Source organism: Paenibacillus sp. Lou8.1 (assembly GCF_024213565.1).
Lineage (GTDB): Bacteria > Bacillota > Bacilli > Paenibacillales > Paenibacillaceae > Paenibacillus > Paenibacillus polymyxa_B.
In genome coordinates, this window is sequence record NZ_JANAVN010000004.1 from 89,368 (window position 1) to 116,332 (window position 26,965).

The 26,965-nt window shown below is 47.4% G+C and carries 22 protein-coding genes; 2 read left to right on the top strand and 20 right to left on the bottom strand.

Annotated elements, in window-relative coordinates:
* Positions 1 to 5: 5 nt before the first annotated feature.
* The 11 genes from def to NLX78_RS07040 all read right to left on the bottom strand — a co-directional run bounded on the left by def (position 6) and on the right by NLX78_RS07040 (position 13,954).
* Entirely contained in the window at positions 6 to 503 is a 498-nt protein-coding gene (gene def / locus NLX78_RS06990) for a peptide deformylase (protein ID WP_061829023.1), read from the bottom strand.
* A gap of 132 nt (positions 504 to 635) precedes the next feature.
* A complete protein-coding gene (priA, locus tag NLX78_RS06995; RefSeq protein WP_028540561.1) occupies positions 636 to 3,212 on the bottom strand; it encodes a primosomal protein N' in 2,577 nt (858 codons plus the stop codon).
* Entirely contained in the window at positions 3,212 to 4,516 is a 1,305-nt protein-coding gene (gene coaBC, locus NLX78_RS07000; protein ID WP_069289878.1) for a bifunctional phosphopantothenoylcysteine decarboxylase/phosphopantothenate--cysteine ligase CoaBC, read from the bottom strand. The genes priA and coaBC overlap by 1 nt, the downstream gene beginning before the upstream one ends.
* A gap of 90 nt (positions 4,517 to 4,606) precedes the next feature.
* Positions 4,607 to 4,810, bottom strand: coding sequence for a DNA-directed RNA polymerase subunit omega (rpoZ, locus tag NLX78_RS07005; protein WP_013310893.1), 204 nt, complete (start codon positions 4,808 to 4,810; stop codon positions 4,607 to 4,609).
* Positions 4,811 to 4,932: 122 nt separating this feature from the next.
* The gene (gene gmk, locus NLX78_RS07010) at positions 4,933 to 5,505 is read right to left on the bottom strand and encodes a guanylate kinase (RefSeq protein WP_013310894.1); all 573 of its coding nucleotides are present in this window, start codon (positions 5,503 to 5,505) and stop codon (positions 4,933 to 4,935) included.
* A gap of 14 nt (positions 5,506 to 5,519) precedes the next feature.
* The gene (gene remA / locus NLX78_RS07015; protein ID WP_005548256.1) at positions 5,520 to 5,780 is read right to left on the bottom strand and encodes an extracellular matrix/biofilm regulator RemA; all 261 of its coding nucleotides are present in this window, start codon (positions 5,778 to 5,780) and stop codon (positions 5,520 to 5,522) included.
* A 56-nt stretch (positions 5,781 to 5,836) separates the two neighbouring features.
* Positions 5,837 to 6,724, bottom strand: a complete 888-nt coding sequence (locus tag NLX78_RS07020) for a YicC/YloC family endoribonuclease (RefSeq protein WP_254349983.1) — start codon at positions 6,722 to 6,724, stop codon at positions 5,837 to 5,839.
* Between the two features lie 35 nt (positions 6,725 to 6,759).
* Entirely contained in the window at positions 6,760 to 8,646 is a 1,887-nt protein-coding gene (locus NLX78_RS07025; protein WP_250268763.1) for a bifunctional homocysteine S-methyltransferase/methylenetetrahydrofolate reductase, read from the bottom strand.
* 147 nt (positions 8,647 to 8,793) lie between these two features.
* Positions 8,794 to 9,816, bottom strand: coding sequence for a hypothetical protein (locus NLX78_RS07030; RefSeq protein WP_250268764.1), 1,023 nt, complete (start codon positions 9,814 to 9,816; stop codon positions 8,794 to 8,796).
* 396 nt (positions 9,817 to 10,212) lie between these two features.
* A complete protein-coding gene (dapF, locus tag NLX78_RS07035) occupies positions 10,213 to 11,046 on the bottom strand; it encodes a diaminopimelate epimerase (RefSeq protein WP_250268765.1) in 834 nt (277 codons plus the stop codon).
* Between the two features lie 109 nt (positions 11,047 to 11,155).
* Positions 11,156 to 13,954, bottom strand: coding sequence for a calcium-translocating P-type ATPase, SERCA-type (locus tag NLX78_RS07040; protein ID WP_254349984.1), 2,799 nt, complete (start codon positions 13,952 to 13,954; stop codon positions 11,156 to 11,158).
* A gap of 229 nt (positions 13,955 to 14,183) precedes the next feature.
* On the opposite strand from NLX78_RS07040, the gene NLX78_RS07045 reads away from it, so the two are divergent.
* Positions 14,184 to 15,929: an Rqc2 family fibronectin-binding protein gene (locus NLX78_RS07045; protein ID WP_254349985.1), complete on the top strand. Its 1,746-nt coding sequence runs from the start codon at positions 14,184 to 14,186 to the stop codon at positions 15,927 to 15,929.
* A 91-nt stretch (positions 15,930 to 16,020) separates the two neighbouring features.
* Here NLX78_RS07045 and NLX78_RS07050 read toward each other — a convergent pair whose 3' ends face one another.
* The 9 genes from NLX78_RS07050 to NLX78_RS07090 form a co-directional block, all read right to left on the bottom strand.
* Entirely contained in the window at positions 16,021 to 16,890 is an 870-nt protein-coding gene (locus NLX78_RS07050) for a PHP domain-containing protein (RefSeq protein WP_254349986.1), read from the bottom strand.
* Positions 16,890 to 17,846, bottom strand: coding sequence for a selenium metabolism-associated LysR family transcriptional regulator (locus tag NLX78_RS07055; protein ID WP_254349987.1), 957 nt, complete (start codon positions 17,844 to 17,846; stop codon positions 16,890 to 16,892). The genes NLX78_RS07050 and NLX78_RS07055 overlap by 1 nt, the downstream gene beginning before the upstream one ends.
* Positions 17,847 to 18,055: 209 nt before the next feature.
* The gene (locus NLX78_RS07060) at positions 18,056 to 18,493 is read right to left on the bottom strand and encodes a hypothetical protein (protein WP_023989315.1); all 438 of its coding nucleotides are present in this window, start codon (positions 18,491 to 18,493) and stop codon (positions 18,056 to 18,058) included.
* A gap of 230 nt (positions 18,494 to 18,723) precedes the next feature.
* On the bottom strand, positions 18,724 to 18,984 hold the full coding sequence (locus NLX78_RS07065) for a YlbG family protein (protein WP_023989316.1): 261 nt from the start codon (positions 18,982 to 18,984) through the stop codon (positions 18,724 to 18,726).
* 39 nt (positions 18,985 to 19,023) lie between these two features.
* Positions 19,024 to 19,464, bottom strand: a complete 441-nt coding sequence (locus NLX78_RS07070) for a YlbF/YmcA family competence regulator (RefSeq protein WP_061829012.1) — start codon at positions 19,462 to 19,464, stop codon at positions 19,024 to 19,026.
* Positions 19,465 to 19,572: 108 nt separating this feature from the next.
* Positions 19,573 to 21,594, bottom strand: a complete 2,022-nt coding sequence (locus tag NLX78_RS07075; RefSeq protein WP_254349988.1) for a helicase-associated domain-containing protein — start codon at positions 21,592 to 21,594, stop codon at positions 19,573 to 19,575.
* A 6-nt stretch (positions 21,595 to 21,600) separates the two neighbouring features.
* Positions 21,601 to 23,421 (bottom strand): DNA repair helicase XPB, encoded by a 1,821-nt coding sequence (locus NLX78_RS07080; RefSeq protein WP_254349989.1) that lies wholly within the window; start codon positions 23,419 to 23,421, stop codon positions 21,601 to 21,603.
* A gap of 177 nt (positions 23,422 to 23,598) precedes the next feature.
* A complete protein-coding gene (locus tag NLX78_RS07085; RefSeq protein WP_023989320.1) occupies positions 23,599 to 24,027 on the bottom strand; it encodes a CBS domain-containing protein in 429 nt (142 codons plus the stop codon).
* Between the two features lie 84 nt (positions 24,028 to 24,111).
* Positions 24,112 to 25,317 (bottom strand): M20 metallopeptidase family protein, encoded by a 1,206-nt coding sequence (locus tag NLX78_RS07090; protein WP_254349990.1) that lies wholly within the window; start codon positions 25,315 to 25,317, stop codon positions 24,112 to 24,114.
* 249 nt (positions 25,318 to 25,566) lie between these two features.
* On the opposite strand from NLX78_RS07090, the gene ftsW reads away from it, so the two are divergent.
* Positions 25,567 to 26,826 (top strand): putative lipid II flippase FtsW, encoded by a 1,260-nt coding sequence (gene ftsW, locus NLX78_RS07095; RefSeq protein ID WP_250261026.1) that lies wholly within the window; start codon positions 25,567 to 25,569, stop codon positions 26,824 to 26,826.
* Positions 26,827 to 26,965: the final 139 nt, after the last annotated feature.

Sequence of the window (26,965 nt, forward strand, 5' to 3'; positions counted from 1 at the left end):
GAACCTCACTCTCCTATCTGACGGTTCGGTCCTGGCTGTTCCAGCGCAACCTCATATACTTTTTCTGCAATATCCGTGAACAAAATTCCATTTAAATGGTCAATTTCATGCTGAAAAGCACGAGAAAGCAACCCTGTCGCTGTAACGGTAATGGTTTTACCCTCGCGGTCCAGTCCCTTGACTGTAACCTTCTCGGCACGACGCACATCCCCGTTCAACCCAGGTATACTCAGGCAGCCTTCAGGACCCAATTCCTCCCCTTCTTCGGCCACGATCTCTGGATTAATCATTTTAATCAAACCATGCTCATCTCCAGCATCTACAACGATGAGACGCTTCAAAATACCTACTTGCGGAGCAGCAAGACCTACTCCCTCCGCTTCATACATCGTATCTGCCATATCGTCGAGCAGCTTTTGCACGTTAGGCGTAATTTTAGTGACTTCCTTTGCTACTTTGTGCAATACATCATCCGGCTCCAACACTATAATTCTAATTGACATGACAACAGAACACCTTCCTCTTTATGCTTCATTTAGGCCTAACTGTATTCATCACAAACGCGACTGCTACATTATCCTATGTACGGACGGCTTGTCCGCATTAATTGTGCTAATAACTTTTGTGGCAACACTCTACATAAGCATTTGCGGATCAACATCCAGACTAATCAGCAACTTTTGTGCCTGTGCGGATTCGGCCATTTCATCAGCTACTTGCTGAGCCAAACTAATCGCATCAATATTTCCACGCCATTTTATCATACATTGAAATCGGTATCTATTCTTGATTCTCGAAATGGGTGAAGCTACTGGTCCCAAAATGTCGAGTACATCCGATGTAAGACGATCCATATTCCCGAACCATCCCCGTTGTCTGGCCCGTCCCTGTAGTGTTGCTGAATAATTCTCAGCCAGCCGGACCAGCACCGGGAGTTGTTCATGAGAAAAGGTCACCAAAATAAGACGACAATATGGTGGATAGTGCAAATTGCGGCGGTGTTTCAATTCTTCCCTCACAAAAGAAGCATAATCATGGCGACTTGCGTGAATCACCGAATAATGCTCTGGAGTATAGGATTGTACAAATACTTCCCCTGGCAATTGATGTCTCCCAGCACGTCCAGCTACTTGTGTTAACAGTTGAAAAGTCTTTTCCGCGGCCCGAAAATCCGGTAAATTGAGAGCCGAATCCGCAGTAATGACACCAACCAGTGTCACATCGGGAAAGTCCAGGCCTTTGGCAACCATTTGAGTACCGAGCAGCACGTCCGCTTTTTTATCACGAAATTGCTTGAGGAGCTTTTCGTGGGCATTTTTTTCTGTTGTTGTATCAACATCCATTCGAACAACACGTATACCGGGGAATAGCTTCGCCAGCTCTTCTTCCACTCGCTGGGTACCTGTACCGAAATAGCGAATATGCTCACTACCGCACTCAGGGCAAGTCTGAGGCACGGGCTCGGAATAGCCACAGTAATGGCAACGTAAATTGTTCGACCGCTGATGATACGTAAGCGAAATATCACAATGCGGACAACCCGCGACATAGCCACAGCTACGGCACATGACGAACGTGGAGTGCCCACGCCGATTCAACAGTAGTACCGTCTGCTCCTTACGCTCTAACCGCTCTGCAATTCCATTATGCAACGCACGGCTGAACATAGAGCGGTTGCCAGCACGCAGCTCCTCACGCATATCCATGATATGTACTTCGGGTAACGTGTTCCCCAATGCGCGAGTTGGCATTTCAAGCAGCAACGGCGCAAATTCGTCGTTGCTTTGTGAGCGAGCTGCATAGTAGCTTTCCAGCGACGGTGTAGCCGAGCCGAGAATAACAACAGCCCCATGCTGATGGGCTCTGCGAATGGCGACATCACGCGCATGATATTTAGGTGTCTCTTCCTGCTTATAGGACGTTTCGTGCTCCTCATCCATAATAATAAGACCTAACTCACGAAAAGGCGCAAATACTGCCGAGCGAGCACCAATCGCCACTTTCACACGGCCTTCGCGTATTTTGCGCCACTCATCGTACCGTTCCCCCCCGGACAACCTACTGTGCATCACTGCTACCTGATCGCCAAACCGGCCTTTAAAACGCTCAACCATTTGTGGGGTTAACGATATTTCAGGTACCAGCACAATAGCCTGCCGATTCTGCTCGATACAACGCTGAATTGTCTGTAGATAGATTTCCGTCTTACCGCTCCCTGTGACTCCATGCAACAAATAAGCTCCTTGCTCACGTGTGTCCAGCTGGCGAATAATGCGTTCATATACTGACTGCTGCTCTGCTGTGAGAGGGAGTGGCTCTGTAGGCTTGAAGTGTCTGCCCCGGTAGGGGTCGCGGAACACTTCGACATCCTCCAGCAACACATAGCCCTTATCTTCCAACGCCTTAACCGTTGCAGCCGAGACACTCAGTGAGGTCATGACTTCCTTCAGCGACAAAGGCAGAAACTCGCTACGTTCCAGCAAAAAAGCAAGTACCTCCCGCTGACGCTGTGCTTTGGCAGAAAATTGCTCCAGTGCCGTTGATGCCTCGTCTATGCCAATAGCCAGATCAACGGATTTCATGGTCTTTTTACCAAGTTTGTCTTTGATAACTTGACTTTCCTGAAGCACACCCCGGCGTAACAGGGATTTAATAACCTCTGCTTCCTCAGGGAAACGTCGACTGAGTTGCTGCAATGGGACTTGCTCCTTCTCCTGAATGAAGCTAACAATCCGACGCTCCGTCGGATCACTCATACCATCGTCGGTCAGAAGTGCCCATTCGAGTTCATCGCCCTGATTCGGTTGTATAGTACGTTGTGGATGCGTTAACTCATGCTGTTCCGCAATTGAGATATAACGTTCTGCTTTGCCCTTGAGCGCGGTAGGAATCATCACTTGCAGTGCCATAATTTGATTACAAGCATAACGTTCGCTCATCCATTTGCCCAGTTCGACTAGGTCGGCAGATAAGGGTGGTACCAAATCCAGCAGTTCCTGGATCGCTCTCATTCTGTATTTCGGTGGATCATCAGCTGGGACTACCGAGATGACAAAAGCCTGCACCGTCCGTTTGCCAAATGGCACAGCTACCCGACTACCCGGCTCAATCCAAGGTCTCATTGAGTCTGGTATCAGATAATCGAAGGTGCGGTCCGTATCCTTGGCAGGTACATCGACAATGACCTTGGCAACTAAATTGCCCGTCTCCATTAATGCAGCACCCCACCCATGCGTCCCGCGGCTATAGTAAGCAACTTACGCGCGACTTCTTCCTTTGACTGTACAGGAATACGCTCTACGATCCCGCTTCGGTCATAAATTTGAACAGCATTCGTATCGACGCCAAAACCAGCACCATTCACAGTTACATCGTTTGCCGCGATCAAATCACAATTTTTACGTTCTAATTTATCTATCGCATACGTCTCCAAATGTTCGGTTTCAGCTGCAAAGCCAATTAAAAATTGATGTTTCTTACTCCGTCCGAGTGATTCTAAAATATCGACGTTCTTCACTAGCTCTAGCGTAAATACACTATCTTTTTTCTTGATCTTGGTCTGTGCAATCTCACGTGGTCGATAATCTGCAACTGCAGCAGCCATAACGACCATATCGCTCGTTTCCCATTGTTTTAAAACAGCGTCGTACATGTCTTCAGCTGACTGGACTCTTTCAAGCATAATACCAGTAGGCGGTTCCGCGCTGGTATTGGCAGCAATCAAGTGCACCTCTGCACCCATCTCCTGAGCCACTTTTGCAATGGCAAAGCCCATTTTGCCAGATGAATCATTTGTGATATAACGTACTGGATCAATTCGCTCGATCGTGCCTCCAGCCGTTACAATGACTTTTTTGCCTGAAAGCACCGATTCATTCTCATTCACAAGTGACTCAGGCATTTGAGCCTCCATAGATTCGTCACCAAACCATCGTGGTTCAGACTTGATGGTGGTTTTTTGTTCCTGAGCTTGCTGATCAAAAAAATGCTCTATGGTTTGCACAATTGTGTCCGGCTCTTCCAAACGTCCTTTGCCAACGTAACCGCAAGCCAGTAATCCTTCACCAGGCTCAATCATCTTCACGCCACGTGATACAAGCGTCTCCATATTTTGCATGACTGCGGGATGAGTGTACATATGTACATTCATCGCAGGTGCCACCATAATAGGCGCTGTTGTAGCCAACAACGTTGTAGACAGCATATCATCAGCAAGACCATGCGCCATTTTCCCGATAATATTCGCAGTTGCAGGAGCAACAAGCACCAAATCAGCCGCATCCGCCAGATGAATATGGGATACGACTGACGGCTCTCTTTCATCAAATGTGTCACTGTACACCGGATTACGAGAGAGCGACTGCAACGTAAGTTCAGTAATAAACTCCTTGGCAGAGGCCGTCATAATCACATGAACATCGGCGCCCTTTTGCGTCAACCTACTACACAGCGCTGCCCCTTTGTAAGCAGCAATTCCGCCAGTTATACCAAGAATAATAACTTTTCCCTTCAACATCGTTAACTCCCCCTGACCTAAAAAAATAACAACCTTGCGGTTGTCAAAGGAATTGGCATTGCGCCCGGTTATAATAGTTGTGTATAATTCTTACTCGTCTTCGCCGCTTTCAAGACGCAGATGATCCGCGTAAATCTCTTCCAACGCCACTCCAACCTGTTTGTGGGATTTAGGATTCTTGAGAGTCGTCTTTTCACCCTCGCGCAACTGTCTGGCACGACGTGAAGCCGCTACAACCAACGAATACTTACTATCTGCCTTTTTCATCATTTCATCAATGGAAGGATACAGCACGAATAGACACCTCTTCATGTAGTTTTGGGACTGTATAAGCTGAACTCCAGTGTACACCTTCAAGCTCAGCTTATACAGTATTATTTCTCTTTAAGTACGCCTGGCATATGTAAAGCCCTCGTTTAAGGATGAACCTTACAATGTTCGGCGATAATAATGGATTCTATTCGTTTACAAGCGAAATCAATCTCATCATTGACGACCGCATAATCATAGTGACGCAACAAATTCATTTCATCCACAGCTACCGACATACGGTGGTCTATGGTCGCTTGAGTTTCTGTGCCCCGTCCCCGGATTCTATCCTTTAATTCGTCTAGCGAAGGCGGAAGCAGAAAAATGAATATGCCTTCTGGAAATTTTTCTTTAACCTTTAGCGCTCCCTGAACTTCAATCTCCAGAAAAATATCTTTTCCCTGCGCAAGGGTCTGATCTACAAAATCACGTGGAGTACCATAATAGTTCCCTACATACTCAGCATACTCCAGCATTTCATCTCGTTCAATCATACCCAAAAATTCTTCACGCGTTTTAAAAAAATAAGTCACTCCATCCTGTTCGCCTGAACGAGGTGTTCGAGTTGTAGCAGAAACGGAGTATGTTATCTCTGGTAGCTTGTCACGCAATGCGTTGCCTACCGTCCCTTTACCGACACCCGAAGGTCCGGATATTACAAATAATAATCCCTTAGCCATAGTACACTCCATTTTTATTCGTCATTGTCATCATCTTTAGTGGATAGGCGATGAGCGACCGTCTCCGGCTGCACCGCAGACAGGATTACATGATCACTGTCTGTAATAATAACAGCCCGCGTCCGGCGGCCATAGGTAGCATCAATTAGCATATGACGGTCCCTGGCTTCCTGTATAATCCGCTTGATCGGAGCAGACTCCGGACTGACGATGGAGATAATTCGGTTGGCCGACACGATATTGCCGAAACCAATATTGATCAATTTGATTGCCATATTCAGGTCTTTCCCCCTATACATGTGACTCTTGCAGCCGTGCCGCTACCAGGTAGCTACTCAATATTTGCAGCCTGCTCACGAATTTTCTCGAGCTCTGCTTTCATCTCAACGACCAAATTAACCAATGTGAGATGATTAGCCTTGGAGCCGATCGTGTTGACTTCCCTGTTCATTTCCTGGATTAAAAAATCTAATTTGCGACCGGCCGGCTCGTCTGACAGCAGCAATCCCTTGCACTGTCCAAAGTGACTTTGAAGCCGGGTAAGTTCCTCGTCAATATTGCTGCGATCCGCGAATAACGCAATCTCCATTCCGAACTTATGTTCATCAAGCGTAAATGAACCGTCCTGAAGCTCTTTAAGCCTGTGTTTCAGCCTGTTACGGTAGTCGCTCACAACATGAGGAGCCAGCACCGTCATTTCATGATGCAGAGATTCCAGACGTAAAATACGGGATTCCACATCTTGCGCCAAATGCCCGCCTTCTCGCCTTCTCATCTCCAGTAAACCTTGCAAAGCTTCATTCAAAGCCCGCTGTAGTTGCTCTTCCCAGTCCTCTTCATCTCCATGGCAAGTCTCTCCAGGCTCACCCAGAACGTCAGGCAAAGCAAGAATATCGCTTATCCCTAACGTTCCTTTCACTCCATAACGATCCGCCAGCTGCTCCGCTGCATGCAGGTAAGCCTGCACCACAGTGTCATTCAACCGCGCGGCGGGCATCTGTTCTTCATCACGTTCCCTGTGGATGAAGACATCGATACGACCGCGTTTAATCTGCTGTTGAACCGTTCTTCTCAAGCCATCTTCGTATCGAGTCCATTCGCGCGGAATTCTCATCATCACTTCGCAATAGCGGTGATTCACCGATTTCAATTCCAAGCGCACTTTATAGCCCTCATAATGAAGGATGGCTTGACCGTATCCGGTCATACTCAATGACATCGGCATCACATCCATTATACTATTGTAATTGATTATTATAGTCGAAACAAGGGGGCCTGTGCACGGCCTGATTTTTGCCATACGTAAGAAGTCAGTTCAGCTGTCATTTCATAGAACATAAATGGAGTCATAAAATAGATACCATTAAAATGTTCCATTGCCGTATCAAGTAACTCCTTGGCAATAGACACGCCCATTGCTCGTCCTTCCGGACCCTCAAGACCAGACATACGTGCACGTACCTCATCGGATAACTGAATCCCTGGCACTTCATTGTGCAAGTATTCTGCATTGCGCCCACTAGCCAGCGGCATAATACCGATAAAAATCGGTACTTCCAAATGTCGTGTCGCTTCCGCGATGGCTGCAATCAACTCGTGGTCGTATACGGGCTGAGTCATAACATAATCGGCTCCGGAGGCAATCTTCTTCTCCAACCGCTGTACGGCTTTACCCAAATGCTTGACATTAGGATTAAATGCGGCACCTACCACAAAATTAGCTTTCTGCTTCAGTGGCTTACCGGAAAATGCGACACCATCATTTAATTGCTTGATCATGCGTATGATTTCAAAAGAGGTCATATCATACACCGAACTGGCGCCTGGCAAATCACCGAACCGCGCCGGATCTCCAGTAACCGCCAGTACATGGTCAATACCGAGCGCGTCAAAACCCATCATGTGGGATTGAGTACCAATCAGATTGCGATCACGACATGCTATATGAATTAATGGGCGCAAGCCTGTTTCAATACTGACCAAATGTCCAAGCGCCATGTTGCTCATGCGAGTGACTGCAAGCGAGTTGTCAGCTAGTGTAAGCGCGTCGGCCCCTGCTTTCTTCAATGCATGAGCACCTTGCATAAACCTTGTAATGTCCAGATCGCGCGGAGGATCCAGTTCTACAATGACTGTATGACGTTCCTTAACCAGATCCACAATATTGGGCTCGCTGGTATGTTTGCCATTTCCTCGTTCCTCTTCATCTGCAATCTGCTCTGCCACTTGAAAGGACTCTTTCGACAAAGCTTCTTTTGAAGCCAGCGGAGGCGGTTGCAAACGGTTCAAGGCTTTGGAGATAGCTGCAATATGTTCCGGTGTAGTTCCGCAGCAACCACCGAGCAGCCTCGTCCCCAGGTCTACAAAGGACTTGGCACATTCTCCAAAATATTCAGGTGATGCACCGTATACATAGTGACCGTCCACATAATCTGCTAGTCCTGCATTCGGATATACGGACAGCGGTACAGACAAAGGGCCGTCCAGCTGCTCCATTACACTCATAATTCCCTGCGGACCCGAGTGACAGTTAAATCCAAGGATGTCTGCCCCCTCATTACGCAGCACCGAAAAAGCTTCCGCCACCAAAAAACCATCCTGGGTACGACCAACCTGATCAACTGCAAACTGACAAATTACCGGAATGTCACTGTATTTACGTACACTGTGAAGCGCAATGCGTATTTCATCCAGTGAATAAAACGTTTCGCACAAAATGCCGTCGACTCCTTCGGAGAGAAGGGCATCAATTTGCTGCTCATAGTTTCTTGCCAGCTCCAGTTTTGATATGTTAAGCCGTTTGCCCCCACATATGGAACCCACTGCACCTACCACATAATGTTCAGGTCCGGCCGCAGCTCTGGCAATTCTCACACCGGCACGATTGATCTCTTCTACCTTAGATTCCAAACCAAACCGGGCTAACTTATAATCATTTGCAGAAAATGTATTAGTCTCCAGCAATCGAGCTCCTGCACTTAAATATTGACCATGCACGTCTGATATAACGTCAGGCGAAGTGATGTTCAGTTCTTCGAAAGACGTATTTACTGGAAATCCTAGCTGGTATAAAAAAGTCCCCATTGCGCCGTCTCCGACAATAATTTCACGATTCAGCACAGTACGCAAATCCGGTTTCATGTCCTCTACTCCACCCCGCTCTTTATTTTCATACTAATGTAACATAAAGAGACTACAAACATAAGCCAAAAACAAAAAAAGCCGCCCCACCCCCCGACAATATGATATCAGGAGTGAAGCAGCTTCATTTATCTTTTCTATTTCCTACTATATTTTCCCATCGGAAGAATGGAGAGAGTACGCGTAAAAAGTCCCTTTTTTATTCACTTTAGCCACAATAGAATCCGTTCCCTTTTGCTGCTTGGAGAACGTATATTGATTCCCTTGAACTTTCACTTTATAGCCGGTCAAATTGATATTAAACAACATCTGAGCCTTGGGCTTGACTAGCTTCAAAGCTTCTGAAGCAGTATATTTCGGGCTTGCAAATGTTTTTTTGAAATCTGCGTCATCGTTCCAGTCTACCCCATAGGTGGATACGGCCAGCACTTTACCGGTTACCGCGCTAATTTTGACCTCACTCGCCTCGTTTGCATCCTCAAACGACCAGTATGAAAGTCCCTTCGTCTCGTCCTTGTACCGTGAAGCGTGCTGTACCTTGATTCGCTGTCCACTCACACGCTTAAATGTGTTCATTGCACGGTTCAGTAACACAGGGTCCACCTGCTTCAGGGCATAGTCCGCGTTGATGGTAATAGCGTTACCTCGATCCACATCCACATACAACGAGGAAGCTTGTTCTCCTGCACCCCAAAACACCCAGTAATTTGAAGGCTTGTTGGACTGATAAGGGGATTTGACCCGCCAAAATGCTTCAAACTGCAGAGGACGCTTGCTGTCAAACGCTTTGGCGCTGTTTAGCACTTTCGTCTTGAGTGGCGCGTTCATCGCCTTTCCCAAGCTGCTTATTTTATATCGTATGGTTGTAGAATCCACTCTGTTTTTTTCTTTATTATATTCTGTCTGCAACGTAGCAGTTCCGTCTTCCAGTTCGCCCTCTACAATCCAGGTTTTCCCCATATCTGTCACATCGTCAAATTGAAATGCTGTCTTTGAACCAATGAGTTCTTGCACCGCTTTTTCTAAACGGCTTACCACTGTCGGAGTTAGCGAGCCAACCTGCTTGTCCGTCGTTTCCGCGGCAGCAGGAATGGTCGCCGCCTGAACCGGAAGCGCGGTGGCTACAAATATGAGGACTGCAACTGCTGAAATCCAACGAAATTTCCGCACTATGAACGGCCTCCTTATTGTTTTTTCATTTTCTATATTATACATCGTTCAGGCGCCAAAAAAAGACAGAATATTGCCTTCTTCATCGTATTCCTTGTATACAGGGGCATGTAAGTCCAAAAAAAGAAGACCTCTAAGGTCTTCTCAGAGTGTCGAGAAAGTCCAGAGGACTTTTCGACAATTCTATTTTTATATGGGGAGACGCATCTTTTAAAACAAAAATCGATTTAAAACGATCTGAGGACCCTAGTTTTTAGACCACTAAGACAGTTTTAAACCCCCTGCAAAAAAACAGGGGGTTTCTCGACAGCCTGAGAAGACCTCTAAGGTCTTCTTTTCACTCACTTCTATACGATTCATAGGCCAGTTACACGCTATCTTTATAATTCACATGATTCAGAACAGACGACCTTCGTACACGATCTCAGCCGGGCCCATCATATATATGTGATTATCTTCCTCGCTCCATTCGATATCCAGATCGCCGCCCTTCAGGCTTACAATGGCGTGACGATCGCTGTATCCGTTTAGTACAGAAGCAACAAGCGTAGCACAGGCTCCGGTTCCACAAGCTAGCGTTGGTCCGGCTCCCCTCTCCCATACTCTCATATCTATATGCTTCCGGCTACGTACCGTGGCGAACTCAACATTTGTTTTTTTAGGGAACAACGGATGGCATTCCAGCTTTGGCCCCCAGGCTTCCAGCTCAAAGCTTGGCGCATCCTCCACATAAATGACACAGTGCGGATTCCCCATAGATACAGCCGTAAAGCGAAAACCACTTCCTCCAGCTTCAATAGGCTCGTTAATTACGCTAGTCCGCTCTAGTGTAGTTGGAATTTTCAAACCCTCAAGAATCGGCTCTCCCATATCTACCTTCACCCTACGAACAAGTCCGTTCTCTACAGTTAGTTCCACCTGCTGCACACCTGCACCCAGGGTCTCGATCGTGATCTGTTCACGGTTGATATGTTTACGGTCATATACGTACTTGGCAGCACAACGGATAGCATTACCACATTGCTCGGCCTCCGAGCCGTCCGAGTTAATGATGCGCATGCAGAAATCCGCTTTCTCTGACGGCAATATATATACCAACCCATCGGCGCCAACACCAAAATGTCGATCACATAGCCGAACAGCTAATTCCGAGGCGTCAGACGGCAAATCCTGATGCCCAAACCAAACGATAAAATCATTACCTAGACCGTTCATTTTTGTGAATTCCATAGCTTACCTCCGCCGTTGCTGCTGATATCATGTTCCTCATGAAGCTTTGATCCCATGATATCATACAGGACAATAGTGGGAAAGCGATGCGATATGCATGACCCGATTTCTAGGCTGAAAACTTCGTACGTCCCGCTGAAAAGTGTGTATTTCCGCCGCGACGACGGTTGCGTCGACCGCCCCATACACTTCCTGCTCCCATCAGAAACGTCGGAATCCCAGCTGCGACAATGGATAGCGCCCACTCACGCAAACCGAGCGGTACCGTTTTGAAAATAGGTTGCAGCATAGGCACGTACATAACCACTAGCATTAGCACTACGGAGGACAGCACGGCAAGCACGAGATAACTGTTTTGAAACGGATTACGATGGAAAATAGAACGGGAACTGCGGCAATCAAATACATGAATTAACTGTGCCAAGACTAGCGTAGCAAAGGCAACGGACTGTGCTTTGATCAATTGTCCTGCGTCATCCGGTGCAATACGTAATGTCAGCCAGAAGGCCGCTAGCGTACATAAACCAATCAACAAGCCACGACTAATGATTTTCCAGCCCAATCGACGAGCAAAAATATTTTCCTTTGCGCCACGAGGTTTGTGCTCCATAAGATCCTTTTCTGGCTGGTCCACCCCCAGAGCCATCGCTGGTAGGCCATCTGTTACCAGATTCACCCATAAAATCTGGATCGGTAACAAAGGTAATGGCAGCCCGGCCATCATGGCAAAAAACATCGTCAAAATCTCACCAACATTGGAGGCGAGTAGATAACGGATAAATTTACGGATATTCTCGTAAATATTCCGTCCTTCCTCAATTGCGGCTACAATGGTTGAGAAATTATCATCACTCAGAACAAGCGCAGCCGCTTCTTTGGTCACGTCCGTCCCCGTAATGCCCATGGCAATACCGATGTCCGACGCCTTTATCGCTGGAGCGTCATTGACACCATCTCCGGTCATGGCTACGACATGTCCGCGTCTTTGCAGCGACTTAACGATCCGTAGCTTGTGCTCCGGCGAAACTCGTGCATACACAGAGACGGCATCAACGGCTTTGTCCAGCGCCGCATCATCCATCGCAGACAATTCCTGTCCTGTCAACACATGGGATCCGCGCTGAAGAATGCCCAGCTGCTGTGCAATGGCCTCTGCAGTTGTACCGTGATCTCCGGTAATCATCACAGTGCGAATGCCAGCACGACGGCACTTGCCAATGGCTTCGCGAACCTCACGACGTGGCGGATCAATCATGCCTGTCAGCCCAATAAAGATCAGCTGTGCTTCAGCCTCCTCAACCGTGGAGACACGCTCATGCGAGCGGATATCACGGTAAGCGACACCAAGTACACGTAGCGCCTCCGAGGCCATTCCTTCGTTAGCCGCCAGTACCTTTTGGCGCAGCGTACCCGTTAACGGAACGACATTTCCTTCCCATAAAATATAGGAACACTGACCCAGCAGTACATCCGGGGCACCTTTGGCAAAGACAATGTGTCCTCCCTGGTGGCGTACGAGTACCGACATTCGCTTCCGATCCGAGTCAAAGGGAAATTCTCGCTCCCTTGTGTACAGCTCATATAGCCCTTGTCGCGTGACTCCGCCCTTGGCAGCTAACGTGATCAGCGCTCCTTCCGTCGGATCACCCTTCAGTTCCCAAACGGCGGACGGCGTCGGCTCTTTGGTTTTCTTTTTCGAACGTAGCTCCTCTGTATCGGCTTGAACAATTTCCGCATTGTTGCAAAGCACACTGGCTTGCAGCAGTCTACGCAGAGATTGTCCGTTTTTAAGATCGGCAGGAAGGTCTCTGTCCATAATATGCCCGTGTGGGTCATAGCCCTCTCCCGTAACTCCCCAGAAACGACCGTCCAGCCATAGCTTGGTGACTGTCATTTTATTTTGGGTCAGAGTACCCGTTTTGTCGGAACAAATGACAGATGCACAGCCGAGCGTTTCAACAGAAGGCAGCTTACGCACAATCGCCTTTCGTTTAATCATACGCTGCACACCCAATGCGAGCGCAATCGTCACAATAGCTGGCAACCCTTCCGGTATAGCCGCCACAGCCAAGCTCACTCCAGCCAAGAACATGCTCATGGCTGGCTGTCCATGTAAAATGCCTGCTACGACAACGAGCACCGTTAGCGCCAACGCTACGATAATCAAAATTTTGCCCAATTGCTCCAATCTGTGCTGCAACGGTGTCTCCTGCGACTCCGTATTTTCAATCAAGTCTGCGATCTTGCCCATTTCGGTACTCATACCTGTACGTATAACCATTCCTTGTGCGGTTCCTCTGGTCATCATCGTGCCCATAAAACCGATGTTTTTTTGATCCCCGAGTGGTACTTCGGCGGCATGAATAGGGCGGCAATGCTTACTCACCGGAACTGATTCACCTGTCAGGGCGGACTCCTCTACATCACAGCCGTTCGTACTCAACCACCTTACATCTGCGGGAATGCGATCACCACTTTCCAGCAGCACAATATCACCCGGCACCAGTTCTCTGGCCTGAACTTGAATTCGTTTGCCGCCCCGCAACACTTTGGCGGTTGGGGCCGACAGTTGTCTCAAAGCTCGCAATGAACGCTCAGCTCTGAATTCTTGTACAAAGCCGAGAATTCCATTCAGTACAACAATAGCAATAATGGTAATCGCGTCCAAATATTCGCCAAGCAGTCCGGATATCAGGGTCGCTCCCATCAATACAAGCATCATAAAATCCTTGAACTGATTGAGCAGCAGCAAGATTGCCGAAACTCGCTTCCCCTCGCTCAGCTCATTCCATCCTGACCTTTCTCTTCGTTCCGCAAGCTGTTCCTCCGAAAGACCCTGCTTCGGGTCGACTTCCAGACTTGTTGAAAGCTGTTCATTGCTTAATTGGTGCCAGTGTGCTTGTTCCATTCTCCCCAATTCCCTCCCGGTCAGATAGTCCGTTTCCGTCGGTTGTGCGTAGGATGGCTGCCCGTTATTATATTTTTGTGCCGCGATTGCTGATAAGCTGGACAGACTTTCTAGATTCAATCTATTCGGACAGGACCTGAAATATCACAAAGCCGCTTAAGTTTTGTCCCAAAGTTATGTATCATAGAAGGAAGGCGAAAATACATTTGCTTCAAAGGAGAACATAATTATGGCATTGGACGGAATCGTAACCCGCGCTATCGTACACGAACTGCAAGGAATCCGGGGCGGGCGCATTAATAAGATACATCAGCCAAATGATCGAGATATCGTGCTGAATCTGCGGGCACAAGGCGGAAGCGTAAAGCTGCTGCTGTCGGCTAATCCGACCTTCCCGCGTGTACATTTTACAGAACAAAGCTTTCTTAATCCGACAGAAGCCCCTATGTTTTGCATGCTCCTTCGCAAGCATTGCGAAGGAGGCGTTATTGAGAAAATCACGCAGGTGGGCATGGAGCGTATTATTCACATGGATATACGTCAACGTGATGAACTGGGAGATATTTCACTCAAACGAATTATCATTGAACTGATGGGTAGACACAGCAACATTATTTTGCTTGACCCGGAAACAGGCGTGATGCTGGATGGCATTCATCATGTCACACCGTCTATCAGTAGCTATCGGGTCATTATGCCCGGCTTTCAATACACGGAGCCTCCTGAACAAAACAAGCTGAATCCATTAGAAACGGAAGAGGCAGCCTTCATATCCTCGTATCAAACTGCGATCGAGGCCGAAGAAGCTCCCAAACGCTGGATCGTGAACACTTTTACTGGACTCAGTCCCCTCGTTGCTGAAGAGATACTAACTCGAGTAACTAATGAAGTATCTGGTGATAGTGATCGTTCACTATGGAGTACATTCAGTCACATCATGGATGACGTGCGGAATCATCGTTTTCAGCCAGTATCTGGACTAAATGCACAAGATAAAGTGATATTCTCAGCCATTCCACTGACGTTGATCCAAGAAGAACGTAAGGAGTACGCTACTATCAGTGAGTGTATGGAAGACTTCTTCGGTGAAAAAGCAGAAAGGGATACGGTTAAGCAAAAGGTCAGTGACCTACTGCGGTTTCTGCAAAACGAGCGGAGTAAAAACGTAAAAAAACTCGACTATCTCCATCAGGATTTGGCCGAGGCGGAAGATGCGGATCAATTTCGCGTTTATGGAGAGCTGCTATTCGCTTCGCTGCATGAGGTGAAAAAAGGGGACAAAGAAGTGACGCTCACCAACTTTTATGATGAGGAACAGCGTCCAATGACCATCCCACTGGACCCGCTACTCAACCCATCGGATAATGCACAACGGTATTTTAAAAAATACAACAAATATAAAAACAGCTTGGCTGTCATTGACGAACAACTGGAGAAAACGCACGAAGAAATCCGTTATATGGACAATCTTCTTCAGCAGCTAGCCCACGCCTCTATGAATGACATTGAGGAAATACGTGAAGAACTGGTTCAGCAGGGCTATCTCAGAGATCGGGTCAAAAAAGGAAAGAAAAAGAAGAAAAACGACCGTCCAACCCTGCACGTTTATACATCATCCGAGGGTATCGAGTTACTGGTCGGCAAAAACAACTTGCAAAATGAATATGTGACAAATCGACTGGCCGGACCAAATGACACCTGGCTGCACACAAAGGATATTCCGGGGTCACACGTCGTTATTCGTGCTGAGCAATTCGGGGATACGACGCTGGAGGAAGCAGCTCAACTCGCTGCCTACTTTAGCCAGGCCAAGCAGTCCAGCAGTGTGCCTGTGGACGCCACCCTGATTCGGCATGTACGTAAGCCCAGCGGAGCCAAGCCCGGCTTTGTCATCTACGCCCATCAGCGTACGCTCTTCATTACACCCGATGAGGAACTGGTCAAAAAGTTGCCGAATCGCATCAAAAACGGCTAAGTCTCACCAGCCTATTGAATCCACAAAAAAAGCCCTTTGTTCTTTGCACGATACACTTCTTGTGTTCCATGCATAAGGCAAGGGGCTTTATTTACTTTTGTCCAACAGCAGCCTTCCTCAATTCCTCGACAACCTGATCTTCCACACTACGGCTACCCAGATCACCGTGGAAAATAACACCTTGGCGTGCACCGTGAAAATCCGAGCCGCCAGTTGCAATGAGCCCATATTGTGCCGCCATCGCAGTATATCGGCTCTCAGCCTCATCATCATGGTCCGAATGTCGCACCTCCAAGCCCACAGGCTTCGCCTCCTCTATAATAGAGCGAACCAGCTCATCATTTCCGTATAAGCCAGGGTGGGCCACCACAGGAACCCCTCCTGCTTCACGAATCCAGTTTATGGCCTCCGCAGGCTCTACACGGGGTACAGACACATATCCGGGTGCTCCTTCCGCCAAGTAACGGTCAAACGCATCCCGCATATCCTTCGCATATCCCTTTTGAACCAGCGTATCTGCCATATGTGGACGTCCAATGCTTTCATCTGGTGCCAGCGGTCTGCCCATCGTAGCCACCACTTCATCCAGTGTGATTTCCACGCCCAGACTACGCAATTGACTCAAAATCAAATCATTACGGGTATCCCGCGCCTGGCGAAGCTTTTCCAACCGCTCCAAAAACACTTTATTGCGGTAATCCATAAAATAACCGAGTATATGAATATCCTTACCGCCAGCTCGAGTACTAATTTCCACTCCTGGCACCACAGTAATTCCTATGCGTTTTCCCTCCTTCAGAGCTTCCTCCAGACCAGCTACCGTATCATGATCTGTAATGGCTACACCTGCCAGTCCTTTTTCCTTGGCCCAGCGCACATTATCTGCGGGTGGCTGCATGCCGTCAGATGCTTGGGTGTGTGTATGTAAATCATATCGTTTTACGTTAATCTGCTCCTTCATTATACATCCTCCTTCTCTTTCACCTTTGCATGCTCGTCCTGCAAGTCCCTCAGCACGTCCGTTCCCTGATCATGACGACGCAAGTAAGACAGGAAGGTGACTACCGGAATCGGCAACAACGCCGACTTCAAATGAATTGCATAAAATTCTCGTTTGAACGCGATATCTGAAATGTTCACAATTTTCAACAAACCGAGCGCAACTTCATGCTTCACCGAAGAAGGTGATAGCATGGTAATACCCAGTCCAGCCTCCACCGCCGATTTAACCGCTCCGGTGCTCCCCATCTCCATTACAATACCAAGTCGAGAGGCATCCACACCACGACTTTTCAGCTCATCTTCTATCACTTGACGTGTACCAGATCCCTTTTCTCTGGCTACAAAGGGATGCTTAAACACATCTTCCAGAACCACTTTTTTAGCCTTGGCCAGCGCATGTCCTGAAGGCACAATCAGTTTCAGTTCGTCCTGCATTACAGGTTCTACCACGATATCCGGATGCTGGACTGGGGCCTCAATCAGTCCTAAATTCAACTGATGTTTTAGTATATCATCCATAATTTGAGTCGTATTCATCACATTCATTGCCATGCGTATATGAGGGTATTCCTGGCCAAACGGCCCCAACATTCTTGGTACAATATACTCACCAATCGTTAGGCTGGCGCCAATATGCAATCTTCCCTCCAGCATGTGAGTAAAAGCAGACATCGCCTCGTCAGCTTCCCTAATCAGTTGCATGCTTTTTTTCGCAAAAGGTAGTAGTGTCGCTCCCGCCTCTGAAAGCTCGATTTTTTTAGTCGAACGTTGCAGCAGCTTCGTGCCGAAATAATCTTCCAAAGACTGAATTTGCATCGTCACCGCAGGTTGTGTCATATGCAGCGCTTGTGCCGCCGCCGAAAAGCTCCCACGCTCCGCTACGGTATAAAAAATGTGCAACTGATGAAAGTTCATACTGACAGCCCTCTCCCCTCTGATCTCTCTATTTTACCATAAGAAAAACATCTGTCGAAGCATTCCAAGTAAACTTACTGAATTGGGGGAGTTTTATTGCTGGAAATAAAAAAAGCATGCAGCTGATAACTGCATACTTTCTACTCAAAATTGACGGTAATCATAAATTCGGAGATTTTTTCATCTAGAGCCGACCGCCCAATCACCGTCTATTTTTGCTTACGAGTGCTTTTCATCAGTGTCATGCGTCGCGAATGGCGTAGCCATGAATAGTATGACTTCAAATCCCTTAATTCAATGGTCTCCGACATTCGACCCAAAAAGGTAATGACAATCATCTTGTGAAGCGGATTCCCCGCAATATCCATCTCGCCGGGCAACTCTCCAAATTCGGCCACGACGACCAGATCACCATCAATTAAATATACATCCTCTTCGTTATGATAGTAGGACTCCATCCTGTTTTGCTTCAGGCATTCCCAAAGCCAGGCGGCGATATGATTCGTCTCGGACTGTTTCTGCTCTATTCGATCTAAGTAGCGAGTTTTCGCATGATTTGTAATCACGATATCGGCGACTTTTTTATCGCCCATCTCCACGTAGAACGGTTCGTATGTACTCCATCGCTGCATTGCTTTGTCACGCACGGGATCACTCTCCCCACCAGATAGGTCTTTATATCTACCAATATATTCATATGTTACCTCAACAGACCCGGGACTACAAGTTACAAAATTGAAGTTTATGGGCGGTTTTTAAAGATTTTTTAGGTCTAACAGCATTAAGACCATTATGCAAAAGTCCTGACTTTACAAAAAAAAGCCAGCCCGTAGGCTGACCTTTTAAGAATATTTTACAATTTATAGATATTAGAAACTTATATTTCATATTCTTTCATCTTTTCCTTATCGTCGTTGTACTCCGTCCTAATCTCATTTCGAAAAGAACGCTCGACCTTACGCACATAGGAAAGTCTACGAATATTTTTAACGGTGTCTTCTGCCCGATCCGCATTCATATATATAACTACATAATGCATACGCTTTGAAATAAAGTGGACATTTCCGTATTTCTCCAGATTGCGGGCAGCCTTGATATCGCTTACCCAAATGATGTACCCTGTCCGCTCGGCAAACATTCGCTTCATCTCCCCTCCACTCGGTATCATTCCTATGACCTATCCACAGGAGCATTTCCCTCCGCTGCCACATCCGCCCTTTTTCACATTCGGATCATTGCTCGGCACCTTAATGGTCTCGGACACGGAATATGCAATCGTTTCAGACATGGCATGAAGCATATCATCCAGCGCCTTTTCGGCTCGTTTGAACTCCTTAACCTCCACGAATTGTTCCAGTTCCAGCTCAACGACCTGCACTGCATCCTTCGCTTCATGATAGTTCGGATGAAAATGCCCAAAACGCTCCGTTTCCGCGAATAGCTCCTTTTTGGCATCCAGCTTGCGTACACACGCCTGAATAGACGGATTCAATTCCACACGCTGTTTCCAATATAAATAATCCGATACCTCAAAGGATCGGTTGACCATATCGCCCAATTCATAGGCGTTAATAAGCACTTCTGCCATATTGACCGTATTCAATTCGGCTACGCTCATGAATGTTCATCTCACTTTATATAAAGTTCTACCCAGTAAAAGTAGACTCATTTATCATACCACATCCTTCTTTTGAGAAGAAGGAGTTTCATGCACTTCCTGGCTCTACTATGTAAAAGGAACCAGTAGCCGCATGTCTGACCATTCACTTGGCTGTAAGCTCGCTTGAGAAGGTGTTTCGTCATCCATTCCTGAGGCGTACCAGCCTGTGACACTCCATGGCGCACCGGGAACCACCGCCTCCGGTATCCATTTAACCTCTTTCCCACCGATTCGCAATCCCACAGCGGCCTGCCAACGGATCGCTTGCTCGATCAACTGCCGGGCAGTGGAAGTATGGTAACTCCTCCATTCTTTTGTCCATGAGGAGGGGACTGTAGATCTTTCTGGAAAATAGTCAGACGGATCAGGCAACATGTGCTCTTGTTCGTAAAAATGCAGCGTGCGCCCTGTATAAACCAAACCTGCTCTTCCCTCTTGGGAAAAGATAGGACGGGCCTGAATCGGGTCGGACTCCATTTCACTGTTGGGACTGCCTGAATTCTCTGTTTCCGAAATCAATGGATAATGATGAGTTGGCTCGTCCACACCTTCCGGTTCACGACGTGGGCCTAATCCAATTGCAGCAAGCGTTTTTCGTATTTTGACAGCAGAGCTTGCCGGAATAATAAAGTCCCTATCGCCCAGCCGTTCCAGTAATCCTTCCAGCGCGGGATGGCGTGCAACTATGTCTGCATCCTCCCGTGTGCCACATCGCAAAAGTGTTACCGTTGCAAAAGCGGTCCGTCCGACATCACCTGCCCACTGTTCTACCGTCATACGTACATGATCAGGCACACCTGTTCGGCTGTATTTATCCAGAAGAGCAGGAATTGCTTTGGCTTCCATCCCTAACTCGATTGCCTCTGTAACACTTTCTCTGGTGAGCCGGTATACTACCATACGATCTCCTGTCACACGTTCACAGCAGCATTCCAGTCGCCAGCGCACATCATATGCCACATCTGGTGGAACCAATATTTCAAAATCAGGTTGTACATAAAAAGTACCTTGCTCTTGATGTGTATCCTCGTAATTATTGGGACGAAGCATTTCTATTACAGATACATTCCAGCGAAAACACAGTTCGCCCGTTACAGTCTGGCCCCAATCACCCATTCCAAAAGCAGTCAGAGCCTTCAGCCAACCCTTCAATTCCTCCATGAAAGGTTCATTGAAATTAAAATCAGAACCCGTTTCTCCCGCAAACCCTTCCGGATTTGAGATTATAGGAACAAGGTCTAAAAGGGCACCATTCTTGGAATCAGCTCTGCTCGTACTCTCATGCTGGATTAGGCCTACCTGAAGCATCCATTGCAGCAGAAACTTAATAGATATCCACCCTTCTGTTCCTACATACTGGGAGACGGCACACAGCATATAGCGAAAATGCTGCATAGACGCTTCGGCCTTGCCGTATCTTTCCATGAGTGTAGCAAAAATATGCTTGCGCATTTGCCAAGCAGACAAACGAATCCAAGTCGCCAGTTCCGTTTCCTGAATGCGAAAAGACACCGTTTCTTTCACTAACAGCCCCAAACTGAGTAGCAAATCCATCATTACCACCGTTTGCACTGGATACAGCTCTGCATGCGCATAATGCAACCCAAGACCCATCAGGTCATCTGGGCGAAAGGGGGTCAGTTCATTCAATTTTTGCAATGATCGCTTATGTATGGTTCCTTTGGCCGTCAAAGGGACACCTTGTACCGCAATACGTGACAACGCATGCAGTAATTCCGACTCCAGGCCTGTCATTGATTCATGTACCGTTATCGGATGATCCGACGAATGCATCATGTTCATTGGATTTTGCTCTAACAACATATCGTACAGATCCGGTAGCCGATGAACCGGAATATATAAAATTCGTTCGCCCCACGATTTGGTAACAGCCTCCAGCCAGCCTCGGGCGCGTAATCCACGTAGTGCCAGTTTCGTTTCGACTCCGCTTAACACTCCCCGGGTAAGCTGTATAGGTTCTTCTTCCTTCATGGGCTGTCCCGCGTACCAGATAAAGCATCGTCTAAGCACCAGTAGCTCATCCGATGAAAGCTCATTCCAGCTGTCTTGCGTGTTCGTTACGCCCATTCTTGATTAGGCCTCCTTTTTCTTCCCACGATCAGGCTTAGCATTCCGGCCTCTGTTAGCCTCTGTCACACTAAATCTGCGAACCGCATATTCATAGCCTTGCTCGATCAGAAACAGCTGACGACGAGCTGCAAAATCCGTCTCCTTGCTATTCTCCGTCACTAGCGCATAAAAATAAGCTTTATTCTCGCCCGACTTTGGTCGCAGAATACGGCCCAGTCGCTGCGCTTCTTCCTGGCGAGAGCCAAAGCTACCCGATACCTCTATGGCTACTGCCGCATCTGGCAAATCCACCGCAAAGTTTGCAACCTTGGACACCAATAGGGTCCGAATTGTACCCTTGCGGAACGCATCGAACCAACGCACCCGCTCGGTCTGGCTCATTGAACCCGTAATCAGTGGGACGCCCAGCTCCTGAGCCAATATACGCAATTGGTCCAAATATTGACCAATAATAAGCGTGGGCAAACCGCTGTGCTGCTGCATCAGGCTACGCACCGCCTCCAGTTTGACCGGATTTTCGGCTGCAATTCGGTACTGCTGTCTGCCCTCCGCACGCATACTGCGCTCCAAGAGTTCAGCTGTCATTGGAAGCCGTAGCTCCACACAATCGACCTGAGCGATCCAGCCCTGTCGCTCCAGCTCCTTCCACGGCATATCGTATCGTTTGGGTCCAATTAAAGAGAACACATCCCGTTCACAACCATCCTCTCGAACCAGCGTGGCCGTTAACCCCAAACGACGGGTAGCCTGAATGTCAGCCGTCGCCCGGAATACTGGCGCGGGTAGCAAATGAACCTCATCATATATAATGAGTCCCCACTTCCGCTCACTCAGCAGTTTCATATGCTCAAAATCCCCATCTTTGGTACGACGGTGTGTCAAAATCTGGTAAGTTGCCACCGTAATCGGACGCACCTCTTTTTTCTGACCACTATACTCCCCGATGGAATCGGCAGGAATATCCGTCTTTTGCTTTAACTCTTCTACCCATTGCCGTACAGAAGTGGTATTGGATGTTAGAATAAGCACCTCGCACTGAAACCGATTCATTACGGCCATACCTATCACTGTTTTTCCGGCTCCGCATGGAAGCACCAGTACACCACTACCCCCTAAGCCGTCCGCCCCTTCAAACGCATCAGCGGCCTTTACTTGATAATCACGAAGCTGCAACTTCGTTTGTCCCTTTCCCAAGGTAAAACTAAGCTGATTCCCTTCAAGATAGCCTGCCGTATCCACAACGGGATATCCCAAGCGCGTTAATTCCTGCTTGAGCAAGCCCCGATTTTCGGGCGGGACCGATGTGCTTACCTCGTCAACGCGAAGTAAACCAAGCTGTTTTAGCTCTTGCTTGGTCAGTAGCTCATCCAGTAAAGCGGGGGTCTCTGCTCCCAAGATCAAGCGATCACCTATTGTATAGCTGTTGGCTTTCCCTGTCTTTATACCTCCGTCTGGCTCATGTTCAGCACGGTATGCGCCAATCGTATCTGTGCTATAAGTTCGCTCTTCTTCCGTACCCTCCCTTGAAAGCGTCAACGTCCCATAACGAGAAACGAGCTGTTCAATATCCTTCAACAAATCACGTGGAATATCCCAACGGGACATGGAGTTCAAACTATTTTGAATGTCCTCAGCACTCCATCCGAGGGCAGCTGCGTTCCACAAAGACAGTGGGGTGAGGTGATATGTATGAAAAGCGGACGGGCTTTTAACCAGCTCCGCATAAATCTGCAACTGTGAACGAGCCCATTCTGAACCGGGCAAGCCCATTTCCAGCAGAACGGTAAAATCACGTTGTACAATACAAGGATGTTCTGGATTCATAACTACCTCCTGATAATCTAACCATACATCATTTTAAAGTTATATAATAAATAGCTTATCCGTTTATTCGCATATCAACCAGAACAGCAAGGAGTTCAACCCATATTCGGGTTGAACTCCTGATTAGAAGCTCGGGGTAAAGACCTCCCCAAACCAATGCCTACCTTAATTATTCTTCTAGTGGACCTGCTCGGAAATATGACTAAGCGCCTCTCCAGCGTTGTCTGCAAAAATATTACGAACAGCCAAATCCCCGATCGAGACAATCCCGATCAGACGGTCACCTTCCGTCACGGGCAAACGACGGATTTGCTGCTCTGCCATCAGCTCAGCTGCTTGATCCACCGACATGTCCGCACTAGCTGTACGAATACCTGTCGTCATAACCGTATCAACCGAACCCGAACCTGAATTTTTAGCCGCATAGCCGCGAACGACAAGATCACGGTCCGTTACTACACCGATCAACTTATCACTGCCTTCGCTTTCCACAACCGGAATAAAACCAGTATCATTGTCCTTCATTTTGACCGCAATTTCATAAATATTGTCCTGCGGGGTAACCGTTACGCATTTTTTAGTCATAACTTCCTGAACTTTTTTCATGGGTACTCCCTCCTTTTCAAGAGTAGGGTACCCCATTTCATTCAGCTCATACTCCAGATTGAACCGTTCCCAATTCAACTCATTTTAGCCCTTAATTGCCCCTGCTTTTCGTTCCGCAGCGTATCCCGTAGACATCGCAATAAACAAACGAACCGCGTTAATCATAGCATCCTCATCAAAATCAAATTTCGGATGATGGTGTGGATAAACTGCTCCTTTAACTGGGTTACCCGCTCCTACGAACATGAAGCAACCTGGCACACGTTCCAAATAATACGCAAAATCTTCAGCAGGCATCAGTTTCGACGCTTCCTGTACATTCTCCTCGCCAAAAACAGATTTTGCTTCATTAAAGAAACGAGATGCTTCATGTGCGTCATTGACAACTGGTGGGTATCCCATAATATAACGAACCTGTGCTGTTGTACCGTATGTTGCGGCTGTAAGCTCTGTCACCTCATGCAGTCGCTCCTTCATTACCGTTCGTGTCTCCTCATCAAACGTACGAATCGTCCCACTCAAGCGACACGTTTCTGCGATCACATTTTGCGCAGAGCCCCCTTGGATGGTTCCCACCGTCAGCACGGCAGGTCGCAAAGGGTCGACTGAACGGCTTACGATACTTTGCAGTTGCATAACAAGAGCTGAACCCGCCACCACACTATCATTAGTGGACTGAGGCATGCCACCATGCCCACCCTTACCTGTGATTTCAATATAAAAATCGTCTGCCGCCGCCATCAGCGGCCCTGCGCAACTCGCGGCCGTCCCGACCGGAAAAGGTGTCCATAAATGGATGCCATAAATGACATCCACACCTTCCAATACACCATCCTTTATCACACTGACCGCTCCGCCAGGCAGCAATTCCTCCGCAGGTTGGAACAACAACCGAATTTCTCCTTGCAGCTCGTCCCGGTTCAGACTAAAATAGTAAGCCGTTCCAAGCAACGCGGATGTATGTCCGTCATGGCCGCAAGCATGCATGGCTCCGTCCACGCTGGAGCGATATTCACATTCCTTTTCATCCTGAATCGGAAGAGCATCCATATCGGCACGCAGTAAGACGACAGGCCCCGGTTTAGCACCACGAATGGTACCTACAACACCGTGTCCCCCTACCTGACGGCGAATCTCGATTCCCCAACTCTCCAACTTATCCGCTACAAAAGCTGCGGTTTTGCTTTCTTGAAAGGAAATTTCGGGATTCTTATGTAAATGTCTACGCCATTCCACCATGTTTTCTTGCAAACGATCAAACCAGGTCTCGTCTATCACATGTTGTGTCATTCTGCTCCACCTCTCCTTTTAAAGCATCGGGCAAGTTCCCGATTAATCATGCAGCGTCACCACGTATGCACCGCTACTCTCAAGTCTTCATTTTTATCCTATTGTAGCAGATATGGAATTGTTGCGATATCTGTTGCTCCAGGGAGCTTGCAGAAGCCCATCAAACATAATATGATAAAATGGATAAACGATAAAATGATAACCGTCTGCGAGGAATATACCTTGTGGCGAATACCGGGGGAAGCTGATATGAGAAATACGAAGCCGGAGACTCGAAGAAGAGGCACACCGGATTTCCAATTGCTGATCCTCACTTTGTTACTGGTTGGATTCGGTGTAATTATGGTATTTAGCTCCAGCTCCAGCGTAGCTCTGCTGAATAAAGAATATAATTTTGATTCTTTATATTTTGTGAAGCGCCAATCTGCTTTTGCTGTACTTGGACTTTTTATTATGTTGGTAGCTATGAATATTAAGATGGAAAAATATAAAAAGCTTTTTGTACCTTTATTTTTCATAACTATATTACTGCTAATCATCGTTCTTTTTACAGGCTCACTTAACGGCGCAAAAAGCTGGCTCAGGTTTGGTAGTGTTGGCTTCCAGCCAACGGAGCTTGCGAAAATTTCCATCATTCTTTACTTATCCGCACTCATCGTCAAAAAAGGTGATCGCTTTAGAGATCTGCGGACTGGCTACATACCTGTAACAGTCATTGTAGGTTGTGTTGCAGGACTCATCATGCTTCAACCTGATTTAGGTTCCTGCTTCATTTTGGTTGCTACGAGTGGTCTGATTATTTATGCCGGGGGAGCCAGTGTCAAGCATATTACAGCATCCATTGTTCTGCTCGTGCTAGGCGCTTCCATCGTATTTGGTATTGGGTCGTTATTTGGAGGAGATTCTGGAACCACAGAGGGACAAGCTGCTGCCCAGCAAGATTATAAAATCGGGCGCTTTCAAGCCTTTCTTAATCCTGAGAAATATAGACAAGGAACGGGGTACAATCTGGTACAGTCCTTGCAAGCTATAGGTGAAGGCGGCTTAAACGGGTCAGGCTTTGGTAAAGGTATTATCAAGCTTCACTATCTTCCTAATTCATTTAATGATTTTATCTTTTCCGTAATCGGTGAAGAATTCGGATTTATCGGAACAGCCATATTCCTGATGCTATATTTGTATTTCATTTGGCGAGGCATGATCATTGCTCTTCGTTGCCATGATCCGTTCGGAACGTTGGTAGGCACCGGCATCATGGGTTTGATCGCCATTCAGGCCTTCATTAATATCGGCGGTGTAACCCAAACGATTCCAATCACTGGCGTAACGCTTCCATTTATCAGCTTTGGTGGCTCCTCCCTACTTGTCATGATGTTTTCCATGGGCATTATGCTCAGTATTTCTCGTGAGAACACCAAACAAGCGGTGCAGGAACGCACCACAGGGGTAGCTGTCCGTAATGAAGTACCCAATCGCTTTCAAACTCGTAGAACCAACCGTTTTCGCTAAAAAAAGAACTTCCAAGGACCACTTACAACGGTGGCTTTGGAAGTTCTTTTGGTTATGTATAAAATACGAGAGCCCTCTGCAAAAATGGCTAAACTGTTGATTCCCAAAACGAAAACTGGCGATTCTATAACCACCAGTT